At 37.3% G+C, this 9498-nt stretch carries 13 protein-coding genes; 11 read left to right on the top strand and 2 right to left on the bottom strand.

Annotation, left to right across the window (positions count from 1 at the left end; all coding sequences use genetic code 11):
* Together VKY50_RS10080 and VKY50_RS10085 are read left to right on the top strand one after the other, a co-directional pair.
* Positions 1-229: FeoA family protein (locus tag VKY50_RS10080; protein WP_324301444.1), on the top strand; the 229-nt coding region annotated here is incomplete at its 5' end.
* Between the two features lie 357 nt (positions 230-586).
* Entirely contained in the window at positions 587-718 is a 132-nt protein-coding gene (locus tag VKY50_RS10085; protein WP_324301446.1) for a hypothetical protein, read from the top strand.
* Here VKY50_RS10085 and VKY50_RS10090 read toward each other — a convergent pair.
* Positions 710-1702: an SDR family NAD(P)-dependent oxidoreductase gene (locus tag VKY50_RS10090; RefSeq protein ID WP_324301448.1), complete on the bottom strand. Its 993-nt coding sequence runs from the start codon at positions 1700-1702 to the stop codon at positions 710-712. The genes VKY50_RS10085 and VKY50_RS10090 overlap by 9 nt on opposite strands.
* A 229-nt stretch (positions 1703-1931) precedes the next feature.
* On the bottom strand, positions 1932-2690 hold the full coding sequence (locus VKY50_RS10095) for an SDR family NAD(P)-dependent oxidoreductase (RefSeq protein ID WP_324301450.1): 759 nt from the start codon (positions 2688-2690) through the stop codon (positions 1932-1934).
* A 102-nt stretch (positions 2691-2792) separates the two neighbouring features.
* Between VKY50_RS10095 and VKY50_RS10100 the strand changes: the two genes are divergently transcribed.
* The 9 genes from VKY50_RS10100 to VKY50_RS10140 form a co-directional block, all read left to right on the top strand.
* Positions 2793-3149, top strand: a complete 357-nt coding sequence (locus VKY50_RS10100) for a winged helix-turn-helix transcriptional regulator (protein WP_324301452.1) — start codon at positions 2793-2795, stop codon at positions 3147-3149.
* A 12-nt stretch (positions 3150-3161) separates the two neighbouring features.
* Complete coding sequence (locus VKY50_RS10105) at positions 3162-3722, top strand: Crp/Fnr family transcriptional regulator (protein WP_324301454.1); 561 nt, start codon at positions 3162-3164, stop codon at positions 3720-3722.
* A gap of 89 nt (positions 3723-3811) precedes the next feature.
* Positions 3812-4201 (top strand): RidA family protein, encoded by a 390-nt coding sequence (locus VKY50_RS10110; protein WP_324301456.1) that lies wholly within the window; start codon positions 3812-3814, stop codon positions 4199-4201.
* Between the two features lie 142 nt (positions 4202-4343).
* A complete protein-coding gene (locus tag VKY50_RS10115) occupies positions 4344-4904 on the top strand; it encodes a TetR/AcrR family transcriptional regulator (RefSeq protein ID WP_324301458.1) in 561 nt (186 codons plus the stop codon).
* Between the two features lie 58 nt (positions 4905-4962).
* Complete coding sequence (locus VKY50_RS10120) at positions 4963-5820, top strand: alpha/beta fold hydrolase (protein ID WP_324301460.1); 858 nt, start codon at positions 4963-4965, stop codon at positions 5818-5820.
* Between the two features lie 247 nt (positions 5821-6067).
* Complete coding sequence (locus VKY50_RS10125; protein ID WP_324301462.1) at positions 6068-7087, top strand: sensor histidine kinase; 1020 nt, start codon at positions 6068-6070, stop codon at positions 7085-7087.
* Between the two features lie 3 nt (positions 7088-7090).
* On the top strand, positions 7091-7849 hold the full coding sequence (locus VKY50_RS10130) for a LytR/AlgR family response regulator transcription factor (protein ID WP_324301464.1): 759 nt from the start codon (positions 7091-7093) through the stop codon (positions 7847-7849).
* A gap of 178 nt (positions 7850-8027) precedes the next feature.
* Entirely contained in the window at positions 8028-8954 is a 927-nt protein-coding gene (locus VKY50_RS10135; RefSeq protein ID WP_324301466.1) for a DUF6268 family outer membrane beta-barrel protein, read from the top strand.
* A gap of 90 nt (positions 8955-9044) precedes the next feature.
* A partial coding sequence (locus VKY50_RS10140; RefSeq protein ID WP_324301468.1) for a TetR/AcrR family transcriptional regulator occupies positions 9045-9498 on the top strand: 454 nt, incomplete at its 3' end.

The following is a 9498-nucleotide window of genomic DNA, read 5'->3' on the forward strand; positions in this document are numbered from 1 at the left end:
ATTTCGTCAGCTTAGCAAATGTGAAATTGGGGACACCGTAATATTTAAGGCAGTTACTAATTCTTCCACTGCTTTTTTGAAATATTTAAATTCTAAAGAACTCTCCTTGGACACTAGACTTAAAATAGTTGACATCGAACCTTTTGATGGTACCATGAAGGTGTCTTATAATAACAGCACCAATGAGACATTCAGTAAGGTGGTTTGCGATAAGTTACTTGTGTTATAGATTAGGTAACCTGATCTAATGAAGACCCGAGAACAGCAATAGTACGGCCATCTCACTTACAGTACTAAGGTTCTGTTGGGCGAATTTTTCATAAATATACGGTGCTTTTGGATTCCTACATTAGCGACTTTTAACGGCCCTGTCACAGAAAATCTTTCTTGATTATACAGAAGAGCATCATCCCTTAGATACGTAGGATCAGTTGGGAACGCCTCTGAAGCGATTTGAATTATTTAGTGAATCCTCCTTAAATAACACCACCAGTTAATAACGCATTGAAAATCAAACAGTTAAAGATAGTGTACACCTAGGTAAATAACCTTTAAATCGTATATACGAAGTGGAAATTCGCTTAAGATGGCTATCGGCTACTTTTTAGTTACTGCTCTTAAAGCTAAAAATGTGGATTTCATTACGGTTTTGGAGGCCATTTTTAATGTTTTAAATATGACCTCCTTTCTAATTTATACCAAGGGTAGACTAGCTTAAGAAATTCAAACCTGTCATTTTCTCCGATAAATCCCACAATTGTTTTGCCTGCTTTTCTTCCAGAGAATACGCTCGTACACCTTGGGTGAAACCTTCTTCTGTTGCTATTTGGGCGATATCGCTGTCTTCAAGATACACCCCTCCTATAGTATCTAGTAATGGACTAGTTGCGGCCCAAATGGTAGTGGCAGCTCCTTGTGCAACTGTTTTTAAGGAGTCGATAACCTCTTGTATCGGTTCCCCATTTTTATCTAAGAATCCCATTTGTTGTAATGTTTCAGGGGATGCTTCTCTGGCCAGTTCCGTTCCCCATATATTACCTGGGTGAATTGCATATGCTCGTACACCAAACTCCTTGGCACGATTGTCTAATTCTACAGTGAATAAATTCAGCGCTGTTTTAGATTGTCCATAAGCGGACAGCGAATCAAATTCTCTTTTCTCAAAATTTGGATCTTCGAAATTAAAAGGAGCAAATTGATGGCCTTGAGAGGAAATATTTAGTACCCTGGAATGATCAGTTGATTTTAAGGCATCCCATAATTTCGAGGTGAGTCTAAATACAGACAGATAATTTGTGGCTAATTGGGATTCTATCCCACGATCATCTCTACGTAGTGGAACAAACATAATACCAGCGTTATTAATGAGTAAATCCAAGGAACGATTGGTAGATAAGAACCATGCTGCAAAGCTGTCAATAGAATCAGTGCTCATTAAATCCAACTCTACTATCTCGACATTGGCTAACTTTTGAAGGTTGCTTTTGGCTTTATCGATATTTCGAACAGCTGCTATGACGCTCGCTCCTGCGCTTGATAATGTTTTTACGGTTTCTAATCCTATTCCTGTGCTTGCTCCAGTAACAATTGCTACCTTTTTATCTAACTTAATTCCTTTAATTACTTCACTGGTTGTTGCGCTTGAGTTAAATCCCGATCCCAGAGGTTTCTGTAATACTCCATTATAATTGTTTTGTGACATTTCTATATACTTATTCTAAAAAAAAATCCAAGATGTGAAACACAATGATCAACATCCTTAACTTTTTCATAAAGGGTTATTTTTTAAATTCGTTTAATCAAAATAATTGTGGTCATCCTGCTAGGAGATAACTTCTTAGTTTGCTGCCATTTCTGGCAGTAATAACAGCAATCTTTTTGTTTAGTTTATGCATAAAAATTGTTTTAAATGGTTGATTATAAATTTGTTTCTACAAGCCAAAAATTCCGCCTGTAACTGATATTTTCTGTCCATTGATCCAGTTGGCTTGATCGGAAGCTAAAAAGACTGCAACTTTTGCGATATCCTCTGGTTGTCCAGTTCTTCCAAGGGGTGTTTTACTGATCATATCTTTTTCGGCTTTAGTCCCAATAAACCCCGCTTGGCGTGATCCTACCGTGTCAACAACCCCTGGTAATATGGAGTTGATCCGGATATTTCTACCACTGAGTTCTTTTGAAAGGGAAACGGTAATGGCATCTAAGGCAGCTTTACTAGCAGAATAAATGGATCCGGTTGGGAGCGGTAATTTGGAAGCCTCTGAGCTGATGTTTACAATAACACCGCCTCCTTTAGCTTCAAAAGCCTGAACCGCTTTCTGGATGCTAAGGATGGAACCCAATACATTAATATTGAATTGTTTGTGGAAAGACGCTTCGGTAAGCTCCTCAATTGGAAGGTATTGGAAAACCCCAGCATTGTTTACCAGTATATCCAACCTGCCAAAAGCCATTTGTGTCTCGCGAAATAAGCGATCCACGTCGGCTTGTTTAGAAACATCGCCTTTAAGAGCAATGGCTGTACCGCCCTCATTGATGATGGTCCTTACCACTTTTTCTGCATCACTATTACTGGAGGCGTAGTTTACCACCACTTTGGCACCTTCTTTAGCCAGATGAATTGCAATAGAAGCACCTATCCCTTTCGAAGCTCCTGTTACCAGTGCTATCTTATCTTTTAATTTAGTCATTATATTTTGATTTATTTCTGGTACAAAAGTATACCTCTTGGGTTATTTTAAGTAACTTTGTACTGATAAATAACTGTAACATCGGTGTAACCAGGTAACATTATGGAGTGTAAAAGCGAGAATTTTGAACAAGAATATAAACGTGAAATGATGGCCGTACAAGATTCCATGGACGTGCTTAATGGGAAATGGAAGATCTCCATTATATCCTCTATTTGCTATTATAACAAAAGGAGGTTTTCAGATATCTCTAAAGACGTTGTTGGGATTTCAAATAGAATGCTAAGTAAGGAGCTAAAGGAATTGGAATTTAATCAACTTATTAAGCGTACAGTGATAGATACACAGCCCATCACAGTGCAATATGAACTTACGGATCATGGGCGGTCACTACAGACGATTATTAAAAACTTAACGCAATGGGGGATTGAACACCGTAAGAAAATTATTGGTAGTTGATACGACAACGGCATGAAGCAGCTCAGAAGACACATAGAAGAAATACTTCCACTTACCGAGAAAGAGTTTTCATTTATCACTTCCCATTTTTCAAAACAGCACTTTAAAAAGGGAGATTATCTTATAGAAGTGGGGCAGGCTGTTCCACAAATGTTCTTTGTAGCTCGAGGACTTCTAAAGCTCTACTATACCGATGAATCTGGAAAGGATCATATACTATCTTTTCCAAGAGAAGATTGGTGGGAAACCGATTATCTAGCCTTTAATACAAAAACAAAGGCTAAAATCAACCTACAATGCCTTGAGGCTTCAGAAATTTTATGCATCACCCTTAAAGACTATCAAAACCTCCGTAAGGAGCTACCAAAAATCGAGCATTTCTTTTTAGAAAAGGCCACTGCTGGTCATATTGCCTCGCAACAGCGTATCTTATCCTTGCTTAGTTCCACGGCAGAGGTACGTTATGAACAGCTCTTACGTCGCTACCCAGCACTTTTGCAAAGAGTGTCTAAAACACTTCTAGCTTCTTATTTAGGAGTTTCCAGAGAAACATTAAGTAGGTTATCTTCTTAATGTAATCAATATTGTTTTTGTGATATACCTCACAGGTGGTAGGTTGTTCTTTTGTCGAAATTTGTACTTCTAATTCAAAAACAAAAAAAATGGAAAAGAGCATAGTAAACCCTTGGAAGTGGCAAGATCAACGTAGTTATAATCAAGCAGTAGAAGTAAAAAATGCTCAGGGGACCTTATATGTTTCAGGGCAAACAGCCATTGACGATCAGGGCGTAAGTAGTACTGCGGATATGAAAGCACAATTAGAGCTGGCAATCAAAAATGTAGAAAAGGTTGTTCAAAGCGCTGGTTATGATTGTAAGAATATTGTACGGCTAAACATCTACACCACTTCAACAGCAGAATTGTGGCCGCACTTTGGTATTGTTCAACAGTGGATTGAAAAACATCAAATGAAACAGGCGCTTACATTTTTAGAAGTGGTAAGCCTTTTTGAAGCCTTAAAGGTAGAGTTGGAGGTAACAGTGGTAAAGTGATTGGATTTTAAGTATTACAAACTACAGTTATCCAGGGGCTTCAGCCCCCTTTTTTTCATAGCCACATAGGTATTGAAGAACCTAAAAGCTTGTTTTTTACCGATCGTTTGGTAACTGACTATATTATTTATACATTTGTACTATGAGACCACAGAAAGCATTAGATAAAGAGGTTATTATCGGATTAACAGAAGTGTTTTGTTCTAAAGGATATGAGGGGGCAAGTCTTCAAGATCTTGCTGCTGCTTCTGGATTAAAGAAAGCGAGCTTGTATCACCGTTTTCCTGATGGTAAAAAGGAAATGGCAGATGCTGTGTTTATACATCTACATGCTTTTATACAGGAGAAGGTTTTTGACCTCTTACATGATGATTCTATAAAACCAGAGGATCGTTTAAAAATGGCATTAGATAATATCGCTGAGGTATATGACGGTGGTAAGCGAACCTGTATTCTAAGAGCACTATCCATGGAAGCAGGAATTGATTTGTTTGGAAAACAAATTGCCAATGGTATGAAACAATGGATCGCAGGTTTCAAACAAATAGGGGTGGACTTGAACCTATCCAAGGAAACAGCGCAGGACTATGCTTTACAAACCCTTATTGATATCCAAGGTTGTCTCGTGTTGACAAGAGGGCTTGGGGATACCACCATTTTTGATAGAACTATGAAAAATATATATAGCAGATATTTGAAGTAAAAAAATTTATTTAACCTATTTACCGAACGTTCGGTAATAAAATTTTAATTTTTATAATATGCAGAACACTAAATTTAAACAAGATAAAGTCGATGGGGTTACCATCGCTTATCGAGAAGCCGGAAATGTAGAAAATCCGACCATTGTGCTTTTACACGGGTACCCTTCTTCTTCACACCAATATAGAAAGGTGTTGGATCAATTGTCTGATTCTTATCACTTAATTGCCCCAGATTATCCTGGATTTGGTTTGAGTGATTTTCCTGATCCGACTAGTTACCAGTACACCTTTGATAATATTGCTCATACGATCGATTCTTTCTTGGATAATCGTGGGATCAAATCCTACGCTATTATGATGCAAGATTACGGTGCGCCGATAGGATTTAGACTTGCCACTGCGCATCCAGAGCGTATCACTGCCATTATCACTCAGAATGGGAATGCTTACCTTGAAGGAATTGGAGCGGTATGGAAGGGGATAAAGGCCATGTGGGCTAATCGTAATGCTGAAACAGAGGCTCCATTATTATCAGCTTTTACTCTAGATGGATTAAAATGGGATTACACCCATGGGACTAAAGATCATGAGAGAATCAATCCTGACTGCTGGCATTTAGATTATCTAAGAATGCAGCGTCCAAATGCCCAAAAAGTTAATTTAGATCTGTGGTATGATTATCAAAACAATTTAAAATTATATCCAAAGTGGCAGCAATACTTGCGCGATCATCAACCACCTGTACTAGTTGTATGGGGTAAAAACGATGCGTACTTTCCTGAGAGTGGAGCTGAGGCCTTTAAAAAAGATGTCAAAAATCTTGATTATAATGTTTATGATACGGGGCATTTTGCCCTGGAGGATCACGCGGATGAAATCATTGGAAAAATCAGGGAGTTTATGGATAAGCTATAAAAGTAGCTATTGTATATTACTAGGAGTTATTCTGGTAATGGGATAAACAAGCAGCTCATAGGGTGGTTTTATAAACGCTTTAGAGCTGTTTTTTTAATTCGGACAATACAGAAATAGTTCATGCTAAAGGTTGTAAATTCTTAAGTGCCCTTATATTGTCCCTGGTTTGATTAAATTGATTCACTAAAAAATAAAGTCCATCAAATAATGCAGCTATTTACAACTAGGATATCCTATTTTTGAGTATATGAGAAGTTCCATTCAATTTAGTTTAAAAAATCTCCTAATTTTTTTCTTTTCGACCTTGACCTATGCCGTTTGTCAAATGTTATTCAGTAGCATCATACTTAAAGAAAATTTGTGGCGTAATCTAGATATCCAAATACTTGCACATTACGCTGTTGTTATTACCCTGTGTATTGCAGATTATCGATTGATGTTGCTGCTAAACAAATACCTTCCATTTGCTAGAAATGTATTTCTAAGAGTTCTAACAGAACTTCTCGCACTGGTACTAATTTGTTTAGGAGTGCTATGGATTTTTAATTTTATGATATACCAGGTCCTTCATTTCCCTGAAGCTGGCTTGCCTTCCTTTGTCATAAAATTTGCTTTTATTATGACCACCAATATTCCGATACTTTTGGTCTTTGAACTAATCTATTATTTTCAATCAGAACAAAAAGCCATTGCAGAATCGGAAAAAGCCAAACGAGCAGCTTTATCCTTTCAACATGAGACCCTCAGAGCACAGATGAACCCACATTTTTTGTTCAACTCATTAAATGTGCTTTCTTCTTTAATTTATATGAATCCAGATAATGCTAATAGGTTTACCAAAGCCCTCTCTAAAACCTACCGTTATGTGCTGTCTTTGAATCGACAACCCTTAGTCACCGTGGAGGAGGAACTAAGTGCTTTGGATTCCTATGCCTTTATGATGAAAATGCGATTTGAAAATTCTTTTTCATTAATAATACATAAAACACCGGGATCCGACCAACATAAAATAATTCCTTTAACATTACAATTGCTCATAGAGAACGTTTTTAAACACAATTCTGCCACTGAAGAACATCCTCTTCATATTACTATACATACCGACGATAATTACCTTATGGTTGAAAATAATATTCAACCCTCCACTAGCGTTGAAAAAGGAGGAATTGGCTTAAAATATCTTAGCAAGCAGTACGAATTATATTCAAAGGAAGTTGTAGTGGAACAAACAGATGAATCCTTTAAAGTACGAATTGAATATATATAGATTATGGAATACCTAATAGTAGAGGATGAACGCTTCGCCTTTGAGGAGTTAAAACGGATGATGACAGCATTGCGTCCTGATTATAAAGGGGTAAAACGAACTATAACTGTTACAGGAACTATAGCATTTCTAAAATCAAATACTGTTGATTTCATTCTGATGGATATCCGTCTTGCAGATGGAAGTTGTTTCGATATATTTAATCATGTTAAGGTTGTAACTCCTGTGATCTTTACTACCGCTTATGACCAACATGCTATAAAGGCCTTTAAGCTTAATAGCGTTGACTATCTATTAAAACCTTTTGATGAGAAAGAATTAGAGACCGCATTACAAAAATTTGAGCATTATTTTCAAAATTCTCAAAATGCTACTTTGGATCCCAAGCTTTTAGAATCCATCATACCCAATAGGACCAAGAACCGTTTTTTAATCTCCCAGGGTGACTACTATCATTATATTGAAACAAAAGACATTGCCCATTTTTACAGTGAACAAGGCGTGGTGTTCTTACATACCCTGCAAAACAAGCGCTATATTATAAATTATACCCTAGATCAATTAGAGCCACAACTGGATCCCCAGACGTTTTTAAGAGTTTCCCGCAATTGTATAGCGCAATTAAAAGCTATCGAAAACGTAGCCAAACACTTCCATAGTAGATTAAAGCTTCGCTTTTCTCCAGAATGTCCACATGAAGTCCTGGTGAGCAGAGTACGAGTGCCAGCCTTTTTAAAATGGATGGACGGAATGATAGTTTAAGGTAAGACCAAAGGTGATTACCGCTTGCTAATTCGAGTCATTAATAACTTTAACTTCATTATTTTAAAATCCATCTAGAGAATTCTAAACTCCAAAGGTTACCGATTTTTATTCTTTGGTACATGTTGTTTTTTTGTGTTGAAATATCAAACAAAAATTTAAAATATAAACCCACAACATGATCAGAATAACATCATTTTTTCTAATGACTATAGTCACCTTCTTAGTAGGTGTCAAAGTAGCGGCACAAGAACTATCGTTTCGCACAGAATATATTGGAAATTCTGGATACTATTATTTGCCACCTGGGGAAAAGCCGAAAGAAAAAATTGGCGATGCGGAAGGTTCCGCCATGATCTACCAGGGGGCTTTAAGGATCCCATTAGCTATCAGTAAGGATAAATATAACCGTGCTCAATTATGGGGGATGGGAGTCAGCGGAACCTATACGAGGTTCAGCAATGATCATTTCACCCATGAAATGGTGCCTGAGTTAATGAATCTTGAACTAGGTTTTTATCATACGCGTTCATTGAGTAATAAATGGTCACTTAAGGCAAGTATGGGGATGGGATTGTTTATGCCTTCCACCGATTTTTCCGAATTTAATTTCAGGAATATTCTATTTAGTGGCGGGGTTGTTTTTATCAGACATTTAAAATCCAATTTGGATATCGGAGCAGGAGTGGCTATAAACAGTTCTTTAGGGTATCCCATGGTGTTCCCGACTTTTTATCTTCGATGGGAACCTCGAGGGAAGTATGATGTAACCATTGAACTAATTGAGGGTCTGGATGCCTCTATTGGGTATGAGTTTACAGATGATTTCACCCTGGCATATGCACTGGAAATGAGTGGACAGGTCGCGCTATTAAAACAAGCTGGTAAGGACATGATATTTTCGCATCAATACATTGTCACTGGTTTGCGCCCAGAGTTTAAAATTGGAGAATCTCGATTTTCGGTCATGGGGATGGCTGGGTTAAACTTATATCGACCTGCCTCCTTTAGTGAGCGAAGCCTCAAAGGAGTGTTTGCATCTGATAATGATTATTACTTTGCTATATCACCCTATCTTTCTGTTGGTATAAAAATGAAATTTTAACTAACGCTACTGGAAATAAAAAAACGTAAAAATTATTTTAAAAAATAATGTCACACTTTTGAGAAAATTATAATAACTTTGTCCTCATCTATGAAGGACACAAAAACCAGAATAATTGAATCAGCTATTGAGATCTTTGGTGAAGATTTGTCTGCACCTTTGCAAAAGGTAGCGGATAATGCAGCTATTACAAGAAGAACCTTGCACCGCTATTTTGCGGATCGTAATGAGCTTGTAGCCGTGTGTAGACAGGAGATTGAATCGAGTTGTAAAAAGGCGATGCTTAGGGCTATACAAAGTAGTAATGAACCTCTTGTTCAGCTGGAATCCATGCTTTATGCTGGAATTAATTGTGGGTCAAAATATGCCTTATTTAAAAGACTTCATCAGGACGAAAACCATTATCATAACCCTGAGAACAAAAATTGCGCGGATTATGATGCTATTTTTAAAGCATTTCACAAGATCATTATTCAGTTACAAATACAAGGAAAGGTAAATCCAGCGATGTCACCGCAATGGATTCAGACCTTGCACATGGGTA

Source organism: Galbibacter sp. (assembly GCF_035306585.1).
In the GTDB taxonomy this organism is placed as follows: Bacteria; Bacteroidota; Bacteroidia; order Flavobacteriales; family Flavobacteriaceae; genus Galbibacter.

Excerpts from the sequence above, each read along its gene's own strand:
- VKY50_RS10085 (WP_324301446.1), top strand. The coding sequence starts at position 587 with ATGGCTATCGGCTACTTTTTAGTTACTGCTCTTAAAGCTAAAAATGTG.
- VKY50_RS10090 (WP_324301448.1), bottom strand. The coding sequence starts at position 1,702 with ATGTCACAAAACAATTATAATGGAGTATTACAGAAACCTCTGGGATCG.
- VKY50_RS10095 (WP_324301450.1), bottom strand. The coding sequence starts at position 2,690 with ATGACTAAATTAAAAGATAAGATAGCACTGGTAACAGGAGCTTCGAAA.
- VKY50_RS10100 (WP_324301452.1), top strand. The coding sequence starts at position 2,793 with ATGGAGTGTAAAAGCGAGAATTTTGAACAAGAATATAAACGTGAAATG.
- VKY50_RS10105 (WP_324301454.1), top strand. The coding sequence starts at position 3,162 with ATGAAGCAGCTCAGAAGACACATAGAAGAAATACTTCCACTTACCGAG.
- VKY50_RS10110 (WP_324301456.1), top strand. The coding sequence starts at position 3,812 with ATGGAAAAGAGCATAGTAAACCCTTGGAAGTGGCAAGATCAACGTAGT.
- VKY50_RS10115 (WP_324301458.1), top strand. The coding sequence starts at position 4,344 with ATGAGACCACAGAAAGCATTAGATAAAGAGGTTATTATCGGATTAACA.
- VKY50_RS10120 (WP_324301460.1), top strand. The coding sequence starts at position 4,963 with ATGCAGAACACTAAATTTAAACAAGATAAAGTCGATGGGGTTACCATC.
- VKY50_RS10125 (WP_324301462.1), top strand. The coding sequence starts at position 6,068 with ATGAGAAGTTCCATTCAATTTAGTTTAAAAAATCTCCTAATTTTTTTC.
- VKY50_RS10130 (WP_324301464.1), top strand. The coding sequence starts at position 7,091 with ATGGAATACCTAATAGTAGAGGATGAACGCTTCGCCTTTGAGGAGTTA.
- VKY50_RS10135 (WP_324301466.1), top strand. The coding sequence starts at position 8,028 with ATGATCAGAATAACATCATTTTTTCTAATGACTATAGTCACCTTCTTA.